Genomic DNA, 17,808 nt, shown 5'->3' with positions numbered 1-17,808 from the left:
GCCCACCTCCGGCCCGCGGATGCCGTGGGCGGCCAGCTTCTCCGGCAGCATGCGGCGGCCGAGGGGCTCCTGGACGCGGTAGCCGTAGGACTCGACGGGATGGGACAGCCGGCGCGCGATGACCGGCCCGACCGAGTCCGGATCGCCGGAGACGGGATGTTCGGAGATGACCGCGGTGTCGGCGAAGGCGGCGGCGTGGCGGAGCCTGCGCCAGTACGTCTCGCCGGAGGCGGGGAAGACGGCGCGGACGGGATGGCGTACTTTGTCGCGGGCGATGCGCTGCACGATGCCCGGCACGCCGAGGCAGTGGTCGCCGTGGAAGTGGGTCAGGCAGATCCAGTGGACGTCGTTGGCGCTCACGCCCGCGTACGTCATCTGGCGCTGCGTGCCCTCTCCCGGGTCGAACAGGAAGCCCTGGCCGTCCCAGCGCAGGAGGTAGCCGTTGTGGTTACGGTGTCGGGTAGGAACCGCGCTGGACGTCCCCAGCACCACGAGCTCACGTGAGGACACGATGACCCCTAGCGAGGAGACGGTCGCCATCGCCGAGGTGCCCACGCCGGTGGGCACGTTCGCCCTGGCCCTGACCGAGAACGGCCTCGTGGCGTCGGGCTGGGGGTCCCGCGCCGGGGTGGCGGGCCGGCTCGATCTGGCTGTGATCCATGACCCGGATCGTACGGCCTGCGCCGTCGCCGAGCTGAAGGCTTATTTCGCGGGCGAGCTGAAGACGTTCGGGACGCCGATCGACTGGCGGCTGATGTCGGGCTCGCGGCTGCGGGTCCTGCAGGCGCTGCACGAGGTCCCGTACGGCACCGCCGTCACCTACGGCGAGCTGGCCGCGCTCGCGGGCTCCAGCGTGCCCGCGAGAGGCATCGGCTCGATCATGGGCTCCAACCCGATCCCGATCGTGATCCCCTGCCACCGGGTGGTGGCGGGCAACGGGCTGGGCGGGTTCAGCGGCGGCGAGGGCGTCGAGACCAAGCGGTGGCTGCTGACCCACGAGGGCTACCTGCAGCCGACCCTGCTGGATCTCTAGCAGACTTGTCGCCGTGCGCCAGCAGCCAGTGATCGCCGTCGTGGGTCCCACGGCGGCAGGAAAGTCCGATCTCGCCGTCGACCTCGCCCTCCGGCTTGGGGGTGAGTGCGTCAACGCCGACTCCATGCAGCTCTACCGCGGCATGGACATCGGCACGGCCAAGCTCACCCCGGCCGAGCGCCGCGGAGTGCCCCACCACCTGCTGGACATCTGGGACGTCACGGTCACCGCCAGCGTGGCCGAGTACCAGAAGCTGGCCAGGGCCGTCTTCGACGCCGTCGAGGTGCCCGTGCTGGTCGGCGGCAGCGGCCTCTACGTGCGGGCGGCCATCGACGACCTGGAGTTCCCCGGCACCGAGCCGGAGATCAGGGCCAGGCTGGAGGCCGAGCTGGCCGAGCGCGGCCCTGCGCCGCTCTACGAGCGGCTGCGCGAGCAGGACCCGGCCGCCGCCGCCGCGATCCTGCCGACCAACGGCCGCCGCATCGTCCGGGCGCTGGAGGTGATCGAGCTGTCCGGCCGGCCGTTCTCGGCGACCATGCCGTCGTACGACGCGGTCTATCCGAGCGTGCAGATCGGCATCGAGGTGCCGCGGCCGGTGCTCGACGAGCGGATCGAGCTGCGGGTCGAGCGCATGTGGGCGGCCGGGCTGGTCGACGAGGTGCGCACGCTGCTGGGCCAGGGCCTGGCCGAGGGGCGCACGGCGAGCAGGGCGCTTGGTTACGCCCAGGTCGTCAAGTTTCTCGAAGGGGAGTGGAGCGAGGAGCAGGCGAAGGCCGAGACGGTCAGGCTGACCAGGCGCTTCGCCCGCCGGCAGGAGTCGTGGTTCCGCCGGGATCCGCGGGTGCGGTGGCTGGCGTACGACGCCCCGGACCTGCTTGAGCGATCCCTCGATCTCATAGCCGGACACCCGTACGAATAAACTTTGAAGATGCGCTTTCTCAAGGGGCACGGCACCGAGAACGATTTCGTCATCCTGCCTGATCACGGCGGTGAGGTCGATCTGTCGGCTTCGCTCGTCGCGAAGATCTGTGACAGGAGGGCCGGCATCGGCGCCGACGGCGTGCTCCGCGTGGCGCCCACGAAGCAGAGCCCGGAGGTGGCCGACCAGGCGGCCGCCGCCGAGTGGTTCATGGACTATCGCAACTCCGACGGCAGCATGGCCGAGATGTGCGGCAACGGCGTGCGGGTGTTCGCCCGCTACCTGGTGGACGCCGGGCTCGCGCACGGCACGGAGTTCGGCGTGGCGACGAGGGGCGGCGTGCGCAGGGTGCGCGTCGAGCCGAACGGCGACATCACGGTGGACATGGGCAAGCCCTCCGTCCACGGCGAGAGCACGGCGACGGTGGGAAACCAGGAGTACACCGGCATCCACGTCGACATGGGCAACCCCCACCTGGCCTGCGCGATCGGCGACCCGGTCGCGCAGCTCGACCTCAACCACCAGCCCGGGTTCGACACGGGCGTCTTCCCCGCCGGGGTCAACATCGAGCTGTTCAACCCGGTGGGCACGAGCCGGGCGGTCATGCGCGTCTACGAGCGCGGCTCGGGCGAGACCAGGGCCTGCGGCACGGGCGCGGTGGCCACGGCGGTCGCGGCGGCGGCGCTGACCGGCGACACCACGGGCACGTGGACGATCGAGGTGCTGGGCGGCACGCTGACGGTGATCCTCGACGAGGACACCAGCTACCTGTCGGGGCCCGCGGTGATCATCGCGAGCGGCGAACTGACTCTTGCAGAATGATGTTCTGCTAGGGGATGCTGGGTTCACTTCCTGAACTGAGAGGTGGACATGGCGCACCCACGCACCACGGCGGCCCGGGTCAAGACACCCATAGGGCAGTTCGGCGGCGGATGGATGATCTCGCGCGAGGTCAAGGCCATCTGCGACGACTACGGGCTCGGCCCGCGCGAGGCGTACTTCCGCGGCCGCTGCGGCGTGCTCGGCGAGTGCGCGGCCGACGTTGTCACGTCGGTCGCCGTCTTCTTCCCGCCCGAGCACGTCGAGGCGAGCTGGAACGGCGGGCGCAAGCTGGCCGCGGACCGCGCCGTCGCGCTGTACGCCGCGGCCTGCCACGAGTGGGGGCGGCGCAAGCTGGGCGGCTACGACGGCTGCGCCAGGATCGCCGAGCTGCTCGAGCCGGTCGTCGAGCGGGCCTCGCCCGTGGGGGCGCCGCTGTTCGCGGGCTGGCGGGCCGTGCCCCTGCCCGACGACCCGCCCGCGCGGGCCGTCCAGCTCATGCACGTCGTACGCGAGCTGCGCGGCGGCCTGCACGCCAACGCCGTGATCGCGGCCGGGCTGCACCCCCTGGAGGCGACGCTGGCCGCCGAGCACGACGCGCTGCCGCTGGGCCGCTCGTCGGGCGAGGACGTCGCGCGCTTCTTCACCTGGCCCGAGCCGTACGAGAAGCCGGGCCCGGAGGTCGTGAAGCGGCGCGCGGCCGTGGAAGAGAACACCGACGATCTCATGGCGGAGGTGTTCTCGGTCCTCACCGACGCCGAATCGGACGAGCTGATCGAGCTTCTGCGTTTTGGGGACGCTCGTTGACCTGGCAGACTGACTGCCCATGGACGTGGACATCTGGGCCTGGGTCGGCGAAACCCAGCAGCAGCTTTCCGAGGCGGGCAACGTTGGCCTCGCCATGGCGCTGGGAGACCTTCCCGCACAGGCTTACGAGGGCCGATACCCGCAGCTCGACGTCATGGCTCCGGCCATCGCGCAGCAGGCGGAGGCTCTGGAGCTGCCCTGGCTCGAGTTCTACGCCCGCTACTGGCACCTGATCGGCCGCATCGGCGACCGCGCCCAGGGCGCGGTCGCGGTCGACGACGCCAAGCAGTTGCTGGCGTTCGCTCAGCGCGAAGACGTACGCGAGTGCCCGGCGACTCCGGCGGCGGCCGAGGCGATGGCCATCGCGTGGGCCAACGCCGACGGCCCCGGCCACGCCACCGAGCGGATCGAGACCGTGGGCGCCTTCCTCGAGGGCATGAGCCCGGAAAATCCGGCCTTCTCCGGCCTCACGACGCAATACGTCGCCGCTCTCATCGACGCCGGCAAGGCGGGCGAGGCCGTCACCTCCGCCGAGTCCGCCGTCGAGCGGCTGCGCACGGCGGGCCGCGAGGCGAGCTGGGAGCTGGGCGCCGAGAGCGCCCGCGCGCTGCTGGCCGCGGGCCGCGCCGAAGACGCGCTCACCGCGCTGCAGGCGGCGTCCGAGTTCAAGCCCGACGACCCGGTCGCCAAGGAGCACCGCGACGGCGTGCGCAGGGCGCTCATCCTCGCCACGCTCGGCCGCATCGCCGAGTCCGTCGACGCGCTGCCCGACCTCGACGTCGTGGGCGACCACCCGCGCGTGTGGGTCGAGTGGACCCACGCGGTCAGCAAGCTCGCCGGCTCCGCCCAGATCACCAACACCTGGCAGCTCGGCCGCGTCGTGCGCCAGTGGATCGACTACTTCGGCATGATGGGCGGCTACCGCGCCCGCGTCGAGCTGGCGCTGGTCGCCGGCGACCTCGCACTCGGCCGGCAGGGCGTGTGGCAGGCCAGGCTGCTCGCCGACCTCGCCGAGTCCGGCACCGCCGAGCTGCGCGAGAGCGGCGACCTCGCCGAGCGCATCGCCGCGCTGCGCGCCGCCGCCGACGGCACGGAAGAGCCGGCCCCTCCCGGCCCGCTGGAGGAGCGCGTCGGGCTGTTCGACGCCGCCGACGGCTTCAACGCCGACCCCGAGAAGTGGGTGGGCTGGCTGGCCCCGCTGTCCGGCGACGACCTCGAGGCCACCCGCCGCCACACCACCACGCTCGGCTTCCTCGGCTACCCCGCCACCGGCGCCGACATCTACTGGAAGAAGCTGGTCGACAGCGGCGAGATCGCCACCGCCGACGGTGACGACGTCGCCTACCTCACCACGCTGCTCATCGAGGCCCGCCAGGACGAGCGGCTCGAGCAGATGGCCGCCATGCTGCCGCACGCGGCCCAATACCTCGCGCTCGCCCGCCTCCACAGCGCCCGCGAGCGCTGGCCCGAGGCGGTGGAGGCGGGCGAGCACGCCGTCGCGGCCGGGGCCGGCATCGACGCCCGCCGCCTGCTGTCCGGCGCCGCCCAGCAGGTCGACCAGAACGCCAGGGGCGCCCAGGTGCTGCTCGAGGTGCTCGACGAGCTCACCGAGGAGGACACCTGGCGCATGATCGTCATGGCCACCTCGGCCGAAGACTGGGAGACCGTGCGCAAGGGCGCGGCCAAGATCGGCATGCCGATCAAGTCCGCCGAGGGGCCGATCGAGGAGGAGATGGGCCTCATCAGGCTCATCCTGCCCGCCCCCGACGGCGGGCAGCGCCAGGTGCTGTCCATCCGCACCGGCCCGGCCACCGCCAGGCTCGCCCTGCCGCAGCCGCGCGGCATGGACTACAACGCCGGCGACCTCGTCGTCTTCGACCCGCAGCTGCTTGAGCCGGTGCCGGAAGACCCGCAGGAGCAGCAGAACTTCGTGCCGCCCTTCGCCGCGGTGCGCATCCTGCGGCCCGGCGGCTACACCAGCTACTTCTTCGACGGCGCCGCGCCGAGCGAGGAGGACTGGGCGGAGTTCACCGAGGTCATGGCCGAGCGCGGCTGGCCGATGTGGGTCTACAGCGACGAAAACTACACCATCACCCACCCCTCCACCGGCGAGTCGCTGCCCGGCGTCTTCGGCTGGGTCGCGGTGCCGCCCAACGTCTCGGCCGCCGAGGTCGACGCGCTGCTCGACGACGCCACCGAGCGCTGGGTGCACCCGCTGGCCTGGCTCGACCTGGCGCGCGAGATCGACGTCGAGGTCGAGCGGCACGAGCGCATCGTCAAGGAATACGGGCTCTGAGCCGGGCTCTCAACCGGGCTCTGGATCTGGTGGAGGGCGGTCAACGGTGCTGGAGCGGTTCCGGCTCGACGGCAAGGTGGCGATCGTCACGGGTGCGTCCTCGGGCCTGGGCGTCGCCTTCGCCCGCGGCCTCGCGGAGGCCGGCGCCGACGTGGTGATCGCCGCGCGCCGCGCCGATCGTCTCGCCGAGACCCGGCGGCTGGTCGAGGAGACCGGCCGCCGGTGCCTGGCCGTCCCGACCGACGTCTCCAAGCCGGACGACTGCGACGCGCTGGTGGCCGCCGCCGTCGAGGGCATGGGCGCGGTCGACGTGCTCATCAACAACGCGGGGGTCGGCACGGCCGTGCCCGCGCTGCGGGAGACGCCCGAGGAGTTCCGTCAGGTCATCGACATCAACCTGCACGGCACCTACTGGATGGCGCAGGCGTGCGCGCGGGTGATGCGGCCGGGCTCGTCGATCGTCAACATCGGCAGCGTCCTCGGCGAGACCACCGCCGGCCTGCCCCAGGCCGCCTACAGCGCTTCGAAGGCCGGCGTCGTGGGCCTGACCCGCGACCTGGCCCAGCAGTGGACCGGCCGCCGCGGCATCCGGGTCAACTGCCTCGAGCCCGGCTTCTTCGCCTCGGAGATGACCGAGCAGTACAAGCCGGGCTATCTGGAACGCATGACGGAGTCCCGCGTCGTCATGGGCCGGCCCGGCGACCCCGCCGAACTGGTGGCGGCCGCCGTCTTCCTGGCCGCCGACGCCTCGTCGTACATCACCGGAGTCACCCTCCCCGTGGACGGCGGCCTCCTCATCACCTAGCGGCCGAAGACGAAGGTCACGCCGGGGGTGTCATCGGGCCAGGCCCAGCCGTGCACTTCCATCAGGTCGCGTTCGAGCTGGGACAGGGAGCCGGCCACACCCACGCCTTCGGTCTCGCCGGTGGGGCAGCGCGAGACCCAGCGCTCGTTCTCGTAGGTGACGACGTACGTGATCGGCTCGGTCATCACGGATCCTTGGGGAGGAGGTCGTGTTGGGCGGCCAGGTAGCCGGCGTGGAAGCGGGTGCGGGCGCCCAGGCGTTCGGCGAGCATCTGGACGCGGCGTTGCACCGTGCGGGGGCTGAGGCCCAGTTGGCGGGCTATGGCGTCGTCCTTCAAGCCGGCCGCCAGCAGAGCCAGCACCTCCGTGTCCGGGGGTGAGGGCCAGGATTCTGGTTCGAGGCCGTCGGTTGCGAGGCGGAGTGGGACGGCCGCGCGCCACAGGGTTTCGAAGAGGCCAACGAGGGCGTCCAGCAGGGCCGACGGGTGGACGACCAGGGCGCTTTCTACGGCTTTGTCCGTGTCGGAGACCAGCGGCAGGATGGCGGTGCGGGCGTCGGCGACGGCGAGCTTGACGGGCACCGGGCCGAGCCTGGCCTGCTCGCCGTCCGCCACGGCGCGGCGGGTGTGGTCGAGCATGCCGGGCTGTTCGAAGGCGAGCGGACTGTAGATGCCGCGTGTGACGGGGGCGCCACGGCGGGCGGCGCGGCGAAGGTTCTCCTGGTCGTCGCTGACGTCCACCGCGTACGGCGGATGCACCAGCACCAGCAGCTCCGTGGTGGCGTTGCGTTCGAGCTGGAGGTAGCGCCGGGCGACGGCGTCGCGCCCCGTCACCACCTCGAGCACCTCCTCGGGATGCGGCCCGCCGCGCTCGGCGACCTCGGTGGCCAGCAGCGCGGCGGCGGCCCTGCTGTGGGTCAGCTCCTCCTGGCGGCGCGCGACGAGGATGTCGATGGCGATGGTCGGCGGTGTCGCGACGAGGCGGAGCGGGCGGCCGGCGACGCGCGAGATGAGGCCGAGGTCCTCCAGCCTGGGCAGCATGCGGCGGATGGCGGCGGCGGACGAGCCGGTCTCGGTGGCCAGCTCACTCAGCGTGGCGGGACCGTGCCGCAGCAGGGCGCGGTAGGCGCTCTCCTCGGCCGCCGTGACACCGAGCCCTTCCAGTAAGCGCCGCTGCGCCATGGTGCCGTGACGCCCCCTCCCGTGCGATGATCCGAGGTCAGCGTACTGGTACGCCGCCCCGCTCGATCTCCCCTCGCGGGCACAGTCCGGATGCGGCCGTTGTGTACCGAAGTGACTCTTGTTCCGGCGGTCCCTGGAATCTATGGTCGTTGCGTAGTGCGGTGCGTGTTGCGTCATAAGGAACAACCGGAGGCACCATGAGCCGACCGCGTACGGTGATCGTGGGAGCGGGGATCGTCGGCTGCGCCCTCGCCGACGAGCTCACCGAGCGGGGGTGGACGGATGTCACCGTGGTCGATCAAGGCCCGCTCTTCACCGCGGGCGGCTCCAGCTCCCACGCCCCCGGCCTGGTCTTCCAGACCAACCCGTCGAAGACGATGACCGAGTTCGCCGCCTACACGGTCAGGAAGTACACCGCGCTCGGCGCGGACTGCTTCCGCCAGGTCGGCGGCCTGGAGCTGGCCACCACCCCCGAGCGCTGGACCGACCTGCACCGCAAGCTCGGCTGGGCCGAGTCGTGGGGCGTCGAGGCACGGCTGCTCGACCCCGGCGAGTGCGCGGAGCTGTGGCCGCTGCTCGACAAGGACAAGGTGCTCGGCGGCTTCCACGTGCCCTCCGACGGGCTCGCGACGGCGGTCGCGTGCGGCGAACGGCAGGCGGCGCGGGCCACCGAGCGCGGGGCCAGGTTCCTGGGCGGGCACACGGTGGTGGGCATCGACCAGCGCGGCGGCCGGGTGACCGGCGTCGCCGTCGTGGTGGAGGGCGAGCACCGGACGATCCCCGCCGACGTGGTGGTGTGCGCGGCGGGCTTCTGGGGGCCGACGGTCGGCGCGATGGCCGGGCTGAGCGTGCCGCTGCTGCCGCTGGCCCACCAGTACGCGAAGTCGGGCCCCCTCGGCACCCTGCGACCTGGCCCGATCCTCCGCCACCAGGACCGCGACCTCTACTTCCGGCAGCACGGCGAACGCATCGGCATCGGCTCCTACTCCCACCGCCCGATGCCGGTCACCCAGGACGAGATCGGCCCGCGAGGCACCACGATGCCATCGGTGCAGGCGTTCACCGAGGAGGACTTCGACCCCGCCTGGCGCGACGCCGTCGAGCTGCTGCCCGCCCTGGCCGAGTCCAAGTACGAGGACGGCATCAACGGCGTCTTCTCCTTCACCCCCGACGGCTTCCCGCTGATCGGCGAGGCGCCGCACCTCGACGGGTTCTGGCTGGCCGAGGCCGTCTGGGTGACCCACTCCGCCGGCGTCGCGCGGGCGGTGGCCGAGGTGCTGGTGAACGGGCGCTCCGAGGTCGATCTGCACGAGTGCGAGCTGGGCAGGTTCGAGCAGGCGCAGCTGTCGCCGGCGTTCGTGGAGGAGCGCGGCAAGCAGAACTTCGTCGAGGTGTACGACGTCATCCACCCCCTCCAGCCGATGGAGTCGCCGCGCCCCCTGCGGACGAGCCCGTTCCACCTCCGGCAGCGGGAGCTGGGCGCGTTCTTCCTGGAGGCGGCGGGGTGGGAGCGGCCGCACTGGTTCGCGGCCAACGAGGACCTGCCCAGGGCGGCCACCGGCGCCGAGCTGAGGGACGCCTGGGCGAGCCGCTACTGGTCGCCGATCGCGGCAGGGGAGTCGCTGGCCACCAGGGAGGGCGTCGCGCTCTACGACATGACGCCGCTCAAGCGCATCGAGGTCAGCGGTCCGGGCTCGGCGGCGTTCCTGCAGCGCATGACCACGAACAACGTGGACAGGAAACCCGGCTCCGTCACGTACACGCTGCTGCTCGACGCCAAGGGCGGCATCCGCTCCGACCTCACCGTGGCCAGGCTCGACGAGCACACCTTCCAGGTCGGCGCCAACGGCAACCTCGACCTCGAATGGCTGACCAGGCACGCGCCGGGCGGCGTACGCGTGCGCGACCTGACGCCGGGCACCTGCTGCGTCGGGGTGTGGGGGCCGCGCGCCAGGGAGCTGGTGCAGCCGCTGACCGACATGGACCTCTCGCACGAGGGCCTGCGTTACTTCGGCTGCCGCCAGGGCCACATCGGGCACGTGCCGGTGCTTGCGCTGCGCGTGTCGTACGTGGGGGAGCTGGGCTGGGAGCTCTACACCGGCGCCGACATGGGGCTGAAGCTCTGGGACACGCTGTGGGCGCCCGGCCTCGCGGTGGCGGGGGGCCGGGCCGCGTTCAACAGCCTGCGGCTGGAGAAGGGCTACCGGCTGTGGGGGGTGGACATGACGACCGAGCACACCCCGTACGAGGCGGGGCTGGGGTTCGCGGTCAAGACGGACAAGGAGTTCGTCGGCCGCGACGCCCTCGCCGCCGACGTCACCCGCAAGCTGGTGCCGCTGCTCAGTGCCGAGGTCGTCATGGGCAAGGAGCCGGTCAGGCACGACGGCCGCACGGTCGGCTACGTCACCAGCGCCGCCTACGGCCACACGATCGAGCGTCCCATCGCCTACGCCTGGCTGCCCGCGGAGCTGGCCCACCCCGGAACACAAGTGGAAATCTCCTACTTCGGCCGCCGCGTCCCCGCGGAGGTCGCCGCCGAGCCCCTGTACGACCCCGGGATGGAGAAGATCCGACGTTGACCCACCCCGACTTCCTCTGGCGCAACCCCGACCCCGAACCCTCCTACGACGTCGTCATCGTCGGCGGCGGCGGCCACGGTCTGGCCACCGCGTACTACCTGGCCAGGAACCACGGCCTGACGAACGTCGCCGTCCTGGAACGCGGCTGGCTGGCCGGCGGCAACATGGCGCGCAACACCACCATCATCCGCTCCAACTACCTGTGGGACGAGAGCGCCGCCATCTACGAGCACTCGCTCAAGCTGTGGGAGGGGCTGAGCGCGGAGCTGGACTACGACCTGCAGTTCAGCCAGCGCGGCGTGCTCAACCTCGCGCACAACCAGGGCGACGTGCGCGAGGGCCGGCGCCGGGTCAACGCCAACCGGCTCAACGGCGTGGACGCCGAATGGCTCGACCCCGACGAGGTCAAGAAGTTCTGCCCGATCATCAACGTCTCCCAGCGGGCCCGCTACCCCGTCATGGGGGCCACGCTGCAGCGGCGCGGCGGCATCGCCAAGCACGACCACGTGGCCTGGGCGCTGGCCCGCAAGGCGGACGCGTACGGCGTGGACCTGATCCAGGGCTGCGAGGTCACCGGGTTCGAGATCACCGGCGGCCGGGTCGTCGGCGTGGAGACCTCGCGCGGCAGGATCGCCGCGGGCAAGGTCGCGCTGGCCGCCGCCGGGCACACCTCGGTGCTCGCCGCGCGGGCCGGCCTGCGGCTGCCCTTGCAGTCGCATCCGCTCCAGGCGCTCGTGTCGGAGCTGCTGGAGCCGGTGCTCGACTGCGTGGTCATGTCGAACGCGGTGCACGTGTACGTCAGCCAGGCCCACAAGGGCGAGCTGGTCATGGGGGCGGGGATCGACGCGTACAACTCCTACGGGCAGCGCGGCGGGGTCCACGTGATCGAGGCGCAGATGGCGGCGGCCCTGGAGCTGTTCCCGATCTTCAGCCGGGTGCGCGTGCTGCGCACCTGGGCCGGCATCGTGGACGTCTCGCCCGACGCCTCCCCGATCATCGGCCGCACGCCCGTCGAGGGCCTGTACGTCAACGCCGGCTGGGGCACCGGCGGCTTCAAGGCCACCCCCGGCTCCGGCTGGGTCTACGCCGACACGCTCGCCAACGACCGCCCGCACCCGCTGGCGGAGCCGTTCGCGCTGGAGAGGTTCACCACGGGGGCGCTCATCGACGAGCACGGCGCGGCGGCGGTGGCGCACTGATGCTGCTCATCGACTGCCCGCACTGCGGCCCCCGCGACGAGACCGAGTTCCACTACGGCGGCCAGGCCGGCGTCGCCTGCCCGGCCGGCGAGACCTCCGACGCCGAGTGGGCCGACTACGTCTTCTTCCGCGACAACCCCAAGGGCTGGTTCCGGGAGCGCTGGTTCCACGTCCACGGCTGCCGGACCTGGTTCGACGTCGAACGGCACACCGTCACCCACGAGATCAGGAAGCGCTGATGAGGTTCACGTTCGACGGCCGCCCGCTGCGGGGCGAGCCGGGTGACACGCTGGCCGCCGCTCTGCTGCGGGGCGGCGTACGGGTGGTGGGCCGCAGCGTGACCCTCGGCCGGCCGCGCGGCGTCTTCACCGCCGGGCCCGAGGAGCCGAACGCGCTCGTCCGCGTCGGCCCCGACCCGATGCTGGCCGCCACCACGGTCGAGCTGTACGACGGCCTGGAGGCGTGGAGCCTGCACGGCAGAGGCCGGGTGGACCCGCACGCCGGGGACGAACGCGACGAACGAGACGAACGCCGCTGCGACAAGGGCTACCTGCACTGCGACGTGCTCGTGGTGGGCGGCGGTCCCGCCGGGCTGGCCGCCGCGAGCGCCGCGGGACGGCTGGGCGCACGGGTGATCCTGGTGGACGACCAGCCGCGCCTCGGCGGCGACCTGCTGAACGGGCGGCTGCTGCTCGACGGCGCGCCCGCGCTCGCCTGGGTGGCGGGGCTCGATCTGCCGGGCCGGGTGCTCACGCGTACGACCGCCGTCGGCTACTACGACCACAACTACGTGGTGGCGGTCGAGCGGCGGGCGCGCGGTGAGCGGTTGTGGCACATCAGGGCCCGCCAGGTGGTGCTCGCCACGGGCGCGCACGAACGCTTCGTCGCCTTCCCCGGCAACGACCGTCCTGGGGTGATGCTCGCCTCGGCGGCCCGCGCCTACGCCAACCGGTACGGAGTCGCGCCCTGGCGGCGGGCGGTCGTCTTCGCCTGCGCCGACTCCGGCCGTGAGGCGGCGGCCGACCTGGCGGCGGCCGGGGTGGAGGTCGCCGAGGTCGTCGATCCCCGTCGCGACGGGCAGGTGGTGACCGGCACGACCGGCGACGCCGAAGGCGTGCTGACCGGCGTCGTGATCGGTTCCCGGCACGTCGAGGCGGACCTGCTGGCCGTGGCCGGCGGCTGGAACCCGGCCGTGCACCTGTTCAGCCAGTCGCAGGGGCAGGTCAGGTTCGACGAGGAGCTGCAGGCGTTCGTGCCGGGCACCTCCGCGCAGGCCGAGCGGTCGGCGGGGGCGTGCAGGGGCCTGTACGGCACCCGCGACGCCATCGCCGACGGCCACGCGGCGGGCACGGCAGCGGCGCGACTGGCACTGGGAGCCGAGGGTGACGGTGCTGGTGGGTTGCGGGTGCCCGAGTGCGACGAGCGGCCGATAGCGCGGCCCGCCGCGCTGTGGCTGGTGGAGGGCGACGGCGGCGAGCCGGCGTTCGCGGACCTGCACCGCGACGTGACCGTGGCCGACCTCGCCAGGGCCACCGGCACCGGCATGCGCTCGGTCGAGCACGTCAAGCGCTACACCACCGCGGGCACCGGCGCCGACCAGGGCAAGACGTCGGGCGCGGTCGTGGTGGGCGTCATGTCGGCGCTGCTCGGCGCCGCGCCGGGCCAGGTGGGCACGACCACGTTCCGCCCGCCGTACACGCCGGTGTCGTTCGCCACGCTGGCGGGACGCGACAGGGGCGAGCTGTCCGACCCGGTCAGGACCACCGCCATGCACGACGCGCACGTGGCGCGCGGCGCCGTGTTCGAGGACGTCGGCCAGTGGAAGCGCCCCTGGTACTTCCCCCAGGACGGCGAGTCCATGGAGGACGCCGTGCGGCGCGAGTGCCGGGCGGCCCGCACGGACGTGGCCGCGATGGACGCCTCCACGCTCGGCAAGATCGACATCAGAGGCGCGGACGCCGGGACGTTCCTCGACCGCGTCTACACCAACGTGTACTCGACCCTCCCGGCCGGCGCCTGCCGCTACGGCCTGATGTGCCGGGCCGACGGCATGGTGTTCGACGACGGCACCACCACCAGGCTCGCCGACGACCATTACCTGATGACCACGACCACGGGCAACGCCGCCGCGGTGTTCGACTGGCTGGAGGAGTGGCACCAGACGGAGTGGCCTGACCTCGACGTGTCGTTCACCTCGGTCACCGACCACTGGGCGACGGTCGCCGTGGTCGGGCCGCACGCCAGGCGGGTGCTCGCGGCCGTCGCGCCGGGGGCGGTGGACCTGGCGTTCATGCGGTACGCCGCCGTCGACGTGCTGGGCGTGCCCGGGCGGGTGTTCAGGATCAGCTTCTCCGGCGAGCTGGCGTACGAGGTGAACGTGCCGTGGGCGTACGGGCGGGCGCTGTGGGAGGCGGTGCTCGAGCTGGGGGCGGTGCCGTACGGGACCGAGACCATGCACGTGCTGCGCGCCGAGAAGGGCTTCGCCATCGTCGGCCAGGAGACCGACGGCACGGTCACCCCGCAGGACCTCGGCATGTCGTGGATCGTCTCCGAGCGCAAGCCCGACTTCGTCGGCAAGCGCTCGCACGCCAGGCCCGACACCGCGCGGCGGGATCGCAAGCGCCTGGTCGGCCTGCTGCCCGACGACCCCGCCGCGCGGGTGGACGAGGGCGCGCAGCTCGTGGCGGCCGGGCGATCGCCGGACGGCGTGGTGCCGATGCTCGGCCACGTCACCTCCAGCTACCACAGCGAGGCGCTGGGCCGTACCTTCTGCCTGGCGCTGGCCAGGGAGGCGGCGCCGGGTGACCGGCTGACGGCGGTGTCAGGTGGCGCGGCGGTGCCCGTGACGGTCGTGGAGCCGGTCTTCTACGACCCCGGCAACGCCCGCCGCGACGGCGAGCCGCTGCCGGCCGGGACGGTCGCGCCGCTGACCGGGGCGCAGGCGGAGAGCCCGGCCGCCGCCTGCGCCGCGCGGTTCGCGGCGGCGAGCGGGACGCGGGTGCGGCTGCGCGAGGTGGCGTTCGAGCCGATGTGGGAGGTCAGGGGCGCGGACCCGGGGACGGGGCTGCGGCTGGGGCCGTCCTGGTGGCTCGTGGCGGGTGACGCGACGCCGGGGCCCGCCTGGGTGGACGTGTCGGGGCAGCGTACGGTGCTGGAGCTGGCGGGCCCGGCGGCCGATGACGTGCTGATCACCGGCTGCCCGATCGACCTGCACCCGTCGGCCTTCCCCGGGCATGCCCAGACCCTGCTGGGGAAGGCGCCGGTGATCCTGGAGCGGCGGGCGCCCGATAGGTACCGGATCTACGTGAGATCGTCTTTCGCCAGGTATCTGGCGAAGTGGCTGCTCGATGCCGTAGAGGGGTTATAACGACATACCGGGGAATTACCTAGACTTTACGAGGTTTTGAGCGAAGTCTGGGGAGCAAGCGTGCGCGTACGGGCGTTCATGGCCGGCCTGGCCACGGTGACGATGCTGGCCGGGTGCGGCGGACTGGAGGCGCAGTCGAGCGGCGGTGTCCCGGACGCGAAGCCCGACTCCGCCGCGGTCGACGACGCGAAGAAGAAGCTCGGCGAGCTGGAGGTCAAGGGCCGCGCGCCCAAGACCGGCTTCGATCGCGACAAGTTCGGCCCGGCCTGGTCCGACGTCGACCGCAACGGCTGCGACACCCGTAACGACATCCTCAAGCGCGACATGGAGGACGAGACGTTCAAGTCGGGCACCCATGACTGCATCGTGCTGACCGGCACCCTGCAGGACCCGTACAGCGGCAAGACCATCACGTTCAAGCGCGGTCAGACCACCAGCAGCGCCGTCCAGATCGACCATCTGGTGCCGCTGTCGGACGCCTGGCAGAAGGGCGCCCAGCAGTGGTCGGCGACCAAGCGCAAGGAGTTCGCCAACGACCCGCTGAACCTGCTCGCCGTGGACGGCCCGCTGAACGGCCAGAAGAGCGACTCCGACGCGGCCACCTGGCTGCCGCCGCGCAAGGCGTACCGGTGCGCCTACATCGCCCGCCAGATCGACGTGAAGGCCAAATACGGGGTCTGGGTGACCTCCGCGGAGAAGGACGCCATGAAGGGCATCCTGGACTCCTGCTGACCGCATGAGCGCGCCGGCCCACCGTGGGGGTGAGCCGGCGCCACAGGAAGGTGCGGAGGATCAGTCGTCGTCGTTGTCGTCCTGGTCGTCGTTGGTGTCCGCCTCGTTGCCCGCCTCGTTGCCCGCCTCGTTGCCCGCCTTGGACTTGGTGACCTTGCCCGAGGCGGCGTCCACCTTCACCTCGTGCCGCTGGGAGTCCTTGACCAGCTCCAGCTCCCAGACGTCGGCGGCGGTGCCGTTGCGGTCGAAGTCGAGCTCGCTGACCCAGGCGCCCGGCACCTGCTGGTGCGCGATCTCGATCGCCTGCTCGGCGGTGACCTTGGGTGCGGCGGGCGCGGCGGCCTCGGCCGCGGTCGCGGCGGTGGCGTACGCCGCGCCACCGCACGCGATCAGGGAGACGACACCGGCACCGGCCACGAGAAGCTTCTTTGTGATTCGCATGCCCCTACGAAACCGCGATCCCCGGTAACCGCGCGCTAAACGGTGGTTAAGGCGGCGAGAAGACGCTTCAGGGGGCGCCGAGGAGCAGCTCGACGCGGGCGCCGCCGCGGTCCCCGGTGGCGACGGTCAGGCCGCCGCCTGATGACTCCGCGGTGCGGCGGGCGATGTCGAGGCCCAGGCCCGTCGAGCCAGCGCCGCTGGTGCCGCGCTCCAGGAGGGCCGGTTCGAAGCCGGGGCCCGTGTCCTCGACGGTGAGCAGGGCGCCGGGCGGGTGCGGGCGCAGGCGTACGGACATCGCGACGCCCTCAGGGGTGTGGGCGAAGACGTTGCCGAGCAGGGCGTCCACGCACGCGGCCAGCTCCTCGGCGCCCACCGCCACCGGCAGCGGGCCGTCCGGCAGCATGACCGTGACCTCACGTCCCTGGTCCTCGGCCAGCACCGACCAGAAGCGCACCCGCTCGCCCACCACGGCCGCCGCGTCGCACGACTCGCGGCCTGCGGTGCGGCGGCGGGCCTCGGTGATGACGGCGCTCACCGCGCGCTCCAGCGCGTCCACGCGGGCCTGGACGCGGGCCGCCTCCTCCGGGTCGCGCAGCGACTCGGCGTCCAGCCGCAGGCCCGTCAGGGGCGTGCGGAGCCGGTGCGACAGGTCGGCCACGGACTCCCGCTCGGCGGCCAGCAACTCGTCGATGCGTCCGGCGAGGTGGTTGAGCGCCAGCGCGACCGAGCGAACCTCGGGCGGCCCGCCCGGCTCGGCCCGCGCGGTCAGGTCGCCGCCGGCGAGCCGGTGGGAGACCCTGGCCAGGCCGTCCACGGGCCGGGTGACGGCCAGCGCCAGCCGGTCGGCCAGCACGATGCCGAGCACCACCAGACCGAGCCCGATCAGCAGCAGCGCCAGCCACGCCTCGCGCACGCCGCGCCCCAGCTCGTCATCCGGCACGAAGACCCTGATCACGGCGGTCCCGCCGGGCGACTGCGCCGAGACCAGCACCTCCCTGCCGCCTGGCGCGGCGGCGGTGACGCTGCGGCCGGTCGCGGCAAGGCGGACGGCGTCGGAGCGGCCGGCCGGCGAGCCGACGGTGGTGCCGTCGGGCAGGAACACGGTCACCGGACGCGACACCTGCTCGACCGTCAGCGGCAGGTCGGGCGTGCCCACGGCGACGGCGACCGACTCGGCGGCGGCGGTGGCCCTGCTCATCGCGCCGTTCTCGGCCACGGCGCGGATCAGCAGCGCCATCGGCACCAGCAGCGCGATGAGCACGAGCGAGGTGGTGGCCGCGACGAGCAGCGCCAGCCAGCGCCTCACGACGGCTCGACCAGCTTGACGCCGACGCCGCGCACGGTGTGCAGGTAGCGCGGCTCGGCCGCGGTCTCGCCCAGCTTCCTGCGCAGCCACGACAGGTGTACGTCCACGGTCTTGTCGGCGCCCCCGTACGGCAGCTGCCACACCTCGGTCAGCAGCTCCCGCTTGGTCACCACCTCGCCGGGCCGGGCCGCGAGGTAGTGCAGCACGTCGAACTCACGCGGCGTCAGGTCGAGCGGCGTGCCGTCGAGCGTCGCCGTACGGGCCCGCGGATCGACCCGCAGCGCGCCCACCGCCAGCGGTTCGGGGGCGGAGCCGCCCGCGCGCC

General features: G+C 72.7%; 17 protein-coding genes. 11 read left to right on the top strand and 6 right to left on the bottom strand.

Annotated elements, in window-relative coordinates; all coding sequences use genetic code 11:
• The coding region (locus ABZW11_RS20755; RefSeq protein WP_355419348.1) for an MBL fold metallo-hydrolase at nt 1-510 on the bottom strand (510 nt) is incomplete at its 3' end.
• A 1-nt stretch (nt 511) separates the two neighbouring features.
• On the opposite strand from ABZW11_RS20755, the gene ABZW11_RS20750 reads away from it, so the two are divergent.
• Genes ABZW11_RS20750 through ABZW11_RS20725 form a run of 6 tightly spaced genes read left to right on the top strand, consistent with a single transcriptional unit; the run spans nt 512 to nt 6,679 of the window.
• A complete protein-coding gene (locus tag ABZW11_RS20750; protein WP_355419346.1) occupies nt 512-1,033 on the top strand; it encodes a methylated-DNA--[protein]-cysteine S-methyltransferase in 522 nt (173 codons plus the stop codon).
• 13 nt (nt 1,034-1,046) lie between these two features.
• On the top strand, nt 1,047-1,952 hold the full coding sequence (gene miaA, locus ABZW11_RS20745; protein WP_355419344.1) for a tRNA (adenosine(37)-N6)-dimethylallyltransferase MiaA: 906 nt from the start codon (nt 1,047-1,049) through the stop codon (nt 1,950-1,952).
• A gap of 9 nt (nt 1,953-1,961) precedes the next feature.
• Entirely contained in the window at nt 1,962-2,774 is an 813-nt protein-coding gene (gene dapF, locus ABZW11_RS20740; protein WP_355419342.1) for a diaminopimelate epimerase, read from the top strand.
• Between the two features lie 48 nt (nt 2,775-2,822).
• Nucleotides 2,823-3,578, top strand: coding sequence for a hypothetical protein (locus tag ABZW11_RS20735; protein WP_355419340.1), 756 nt, complete (start codon nt 2,823-2,825; stop codon nt 3,576-3,578).
• 19 nt (nt 3,579-3,597) lie between these two features.
• Nucleotides 3,598-5,874 carry a tetratricopeptide repeat protein gene (locus tag ABZW11_RS20730; protein ID WP_355419338.1) on the top strand — a complete coding sequence of 759 codons (2,277 nt, stop codon included), beginning with the start codon at nt 3,598-3,600 and terminating at the stop codon, nt 5,872-5,874.
• A gap of 46 nt (nt 5,875-5,920) precedes the next feature.
• Nucleotides 5,921-6,679 carry an SDR family oxidoreductase gene (locus ABZW11_RS20725; protein ID WP_355419336.1) on the top strand — a complete coding sequence of 253 codons (759 nt, stop codon included), beginning with the start codon at nt 5,921-5,923 and terminating at the stop codon, nt 6,677-6,679.
• Here the strand turns inward: ABZW11_RS20725 and ABZW11_RS20720 are convergent.
• Together ABZW11_RS20720 and ABZW11_RS20715 are read right to left on the bottom strand one after the other, a co-directional pair.
• Nucleotides 6,676-6,864, bottom strand: a complete 189-nt coding sequence (locus tag ABZW11_RS20720; RefSeq protein WP_355419334.1) for a hypothetical protein — start codon at nt 6,862-6,864, stop codon at nt 6,676-6,678. The two genes, ABZW11_RS20725 and ABZW11_RS20720, sit on opposite strands and share 4 nt — an antisense overlap.
• Complete coding sequence (locus ABZW11_RS20715) at nt 6,864-7,859, bottom strand: helix-turn-helix domain-containing protein (protein ID WP_355419332.1); 996 nt, start codon at nt 7,857-7,859, stop codon at nt 6,864-6,866. The genes ABZW11_RS20720 and ABZW11_RS20715 overlap by 1 nt, the downstream gene beginning before the upstream one ends.
• Before the next feature lie 197 nt (nt 7,860-8,056).
• Between ABZW11_RS20715 and ABZW11_RS20710 the strand changes: the two genes are divergently transcribed.
• From ABZW11_RS20710 to ABZW11_RS20690, 5 genes are read left to right on the top strand one after another with little or no spacing between them, the layout of a single operon-like run.
• A complete protein-coding gene (locus ABZW11_RS20710; RefSeq protein ID WP_355419330.1) occupies nt 8,057-10,438 on the top strand; it encodes an FAD-dependent oxidoreductase in 2,382 nt (793 codons plus the stop codon).
• On the top strand, nt 10,435-11,637 hold the full coding sequence (locus tag ABZW11_RS20705) for a sarcosine oxidase subunit beta family protein (RefSeq protein WP_355419328.1): 1,203 nt from the start codon (nt 10,435-10,437) through the stop codon (nt 11,635-11,637). Before ABZW11_RS20710 ends, ABZW11_RS20705 begins: the two co-directional genes overlap by 4 nt.
• A complete protein-coding gene (locus ABZW11_RS20700; protein ID WP_355419326.1) occupies nt 11,637-11,876 on the top strand; it encodes a sarcosine oxidase subunit delta in 240 nt (79 codons plus the stop codon). Before ABZW11_RS20705 ends, ABZW11_RS20700 begins: the two co-directional genes overlap by 1 nt.
• Complete coding sequence (locus ABZW11_RS20695; RefSeq protein ID WP_355419324.1) at nt 11,876-15,004, top strand: 2Fe-2S iron-sulfur cluster-binding protein; 3,129 nt, start codon at nt 11,876-11,878, stop codon at nt 15,002-15,004. The genes ABZW11_RS20700 and ABZW11_RS20695 overlap by 1 nt, the downstream gene beginning before the upstream one ends.
• 60 nt (nt 15,005-15,064) lie before the next feature.
• Nucleotides 15,065-15,736, top strand: a complete 672-nt coding sequence (locus tag ABZW11_RS20690) for an HNH endonuclease family protein (protein ID WP_355419322.1) — start codon at nt 15,065-15,067, stop codon at nt 15,734-15,736.
• A 60-nt stretch (nt 15,737-15,796) separates the two neighbouring features.
• On the opposite strand, the gene ABZW11_RS20685 is transcribed toward ABZW11_RS20690, so the two are convergent.
• The 3 genes from ABZW11_RS20685 to ABZW11_RS20675 form a co-directional block, all read right to left on the bottom strand.
• Complete coding sequence (locus tag ABZW11_RS20685; protein WP_355419320.1) at nt 15,797-16,177, bottom strand: PepSY domain-containing protein; 381 nt, start codon at nt 16,175-16,177, stop codon at nt 15,797-15,799.
• A 67-nt stretch (nt 16,178-16,244) separates the two neighbouring features.
• Nucleotides 16,245-17,483, bottom strand: coding sequence for a HAMP domain-containing sensor histidine kinase (locus tag ABZW11_RS20680; protein WP_355419318.1), 1,239 nt, complete (start codon nt 17,481-17,483; stop codon nt 16,245-16,247).
• The coding region (locus ABZW11_RS20675) for a winged helix-turn-helix domain-containing protein (RefSeq protein WP_355419316.1) at nt 17,480-17,808 on the bottom strand (329 nt) is incomplete at its 5' end. The genes ABZW11_RS20675 and ABZW11_RS20680, both read right to left, overlap by 4 nt.

Origin of the sequence: Nonomuraea sp. NPDC004580 (genome assembly GCF_040609855.1) — a bacterium.
Taxonomy (GTDB): Bacteria; Actinomycetota; Actinomycetes; order Streptosporangiales; family Streptosporangiaceae; genus Nonomuraea; species Nonomuraea salmonea.
This window is presented reverse-complemented; position numbering and strand designations above follow the sequence as displayed.

Bases quoted from the DNA above. Each gene is read 5' to 3' on its own strand.
- ABZW11_RS20750 (WP_355419346.1), top strand. From the start codon at position 512: ATGACCCCTAGCGAGGAGACGGTCGCCATCGCCGAGGTGCCCACGCCG.
- dapF (WP_355419342.1), top strand. From the start codon at position 1,962: ATGCGCTTTCTCAAGGGGCACGGCACCGAGAACGATTTCGTCATCCTG.
- ABZW11_RS20735 (WP_355419340.1), top strand. From the start codon at position 2,823: ATGGCGCACCCACGCACCACGGCGGCCCGGGTCAAGACACCCATAGGG.
- ABZW11_RS20730 (WP_355419338.1), top strand. From the start codon at position 3,598: ATGGACGTGGACATCTGGGCCTGGGTCGGCGAAACCCAGCAGCAGCTT.
- ABZW11_RS20720 (WP_355419334.1), bottom strand. From the start codon at position 6,864: ATGACCGAGCCGATCACGTACGTCGTCACCTACGAGAACGAGCGCTGG.
- ABZW11_RS20715 (WP_355419332.1), bottom strand. From the start codon at position 7,859: ATGGCGCAGCGGCGCTTACTGGAAGGGCTCGGTGTCACGGCGGCCGAG.
- ABZW11_RS20710 (WP_355419330.1), top strand. From the start codon at position 8,057: ATGAGCCGACCGCGTACGGTGATCGTGGGAGCGGGGATCGTCGGCTGC.
- ABZW11_RS20700 (WP_355419326.1), top strand. From the start codon at position 11,637: ATGCTGCTCATCGACTGCCCGCACTGCGGCCCCCGCGACGAGACCGAG.
- ABZW11_RS20695 (WP_355419324.1), top strand. From the start codon at position 11,876: ATGAGGTTCACGTTCGACGGCCGCCCGCTGCGGGGCGAGCCGGGTGAC.
- ABZW11_RS20685 (WP_355419320.1), bottom strand. From the start codon at position 16,177: ATGCGAATCACAAAGAAGCTTCTCGTGGCCGGTGCCGGTGTCGTCTCC.